At 50.0% G+C, this 1,487-nt stretch carries 1 protein-coding gene; it reads right to left on the bottom strand.

Annotated elements, in window-relative coordinates:
* Positions 1 to 110: 110 nt before the first annotated feature.
* A partial coding sequence (locus ASE26_RS30905) for a DUF6531 domain-containing protein (protein ID WP_229208207.1) occupies positions 111 to 1,487 on the bottom strand: 1,377 nt, incomplete at its 5' end.

Below are 1,487 nucleotides of genomic sequence, written 5' to 3'. Positions count from 1 at the left end.
CCGCTCTTGCGCCAGCGCGCTACTCGCTCCCGCCACAGCAATTCCCGTTCAGTGTTTGACATCCCCATCTCCAAAGTAAAAATCAGAGTATGGCTTTGCAAATCACGCTTTCACAGGTGGAACGACTGCACGCTTACGCTTTTAGGAGCTGAACGCTTTACTACGACACGCTCATCTGGATGCCATTGCGTCAGTATCTTGCGCTGTATACCGGTAAGGCTATTTGGAGGCAAGTACGGGCAAGTTGAGGCAGCATCAAAACCTTCAACGCGACCAGTTTCCAGGTAACGCACTGTATCAAAGTAGTAGCACGTCTTATTCCCGTTGAAATCCAATGTCTCCGATAGATAACTGTCGTGGTAAGTCAAGGAGCTCGCGCCAGGCGTACATCCTGCTCCACCAGGTTGACTTATCGACGTTACGCGGGCAAAACCGAACAGATTCGTGATGTTGATAGTCCTCACGGTTCCAAGCGGGTCAGTTACCGTTCGGCTCGTATCGCTTGGATAGGAAAAGGAATGTCGGTCCGCGCCGCCTGCGTGCTCAGACGAAAGCGTCTTTGCATAATCGTCATAAGCGATGGTTGCATAACGATTCGCATTTTCATCCGAAACGCCAGTTAAGAAATAGCGGTTTCTTGGATCTTCGTAATGATACACGCGCGTAGTTAGCAGCGTACCCATCGCATCTTTCACCAAAACCGAGGTTAATCGCTCCGTTCCGGGGATGAGGGTGCCAGGTGATATGGCGGAGAGATCGTATTGATACTGCACGGTGACATCAGGTCCGATTATGGAATCAATAACATAATCGTTGTTCCAAACGACTTGCCACGTCCTTCCGAATGAATCAGTAATTGTTTGCAAATGGTTATTTGCGTCATAAGTAAAAAATTGCCCTACCCCCTCCTTGCTGAAGGAGCTCACCAACCTATAGCGGCTGCCAGTTATCTTATTGAAATAGTCTATCCGTCCAGATGCATTTCTGTGAGCGAATTCACCACCCAAAGCATTTGGTCGCGTGAGGGTCCCCGAATTTATTGTTTGGTCATAAGCCCCATCTGAACGATGAGTGAACACAACAAAGCTTCCGTGATCGCCTTGTACGTAAACTTGGAAAGCGTCGTCTCCTGGACCGCTCGATGTCTCTAAAGTACGGTCAAAATCAAACGACCAGCCAACCCCAAGTGAGCCTGGCCGCACGGTTGTCGAGCGGTAAATACGGGCTATTTGAGGTGAATCTTGAGACACGCCAAGGGGATCGGATTCTGTGCGCACTTGATCTCCTGTCGCCACAACTACAGGATCGCCCTGAACGTATCCTGGCTGGGTGGCTGAACAGGCAAGCGGTGAAGGTGGTTCGGTAATTTTGGTGCAGACCCCCGGCCAACGGCCCTCTGTGCCAATATAACTTGAGACACCTACCCGATATAATTTAGAGTACAGCGGTAGGTCCCCAATATGCACAACCGAAAGCATCAAATTAGC

This window comes from Duganella sp. Root198D2, from assembly GCF_001428585.1.
GTDB lineage: Bacteria > Pseudomonadota > Gammaproteobacteria > Burkholderiales > Burkholderiaceae_D > Rugamonas.
Note: the sequence above shows the minus strand (reverse complement) of the source record. Positions and strands in the feature narration are given on the sequence as shown.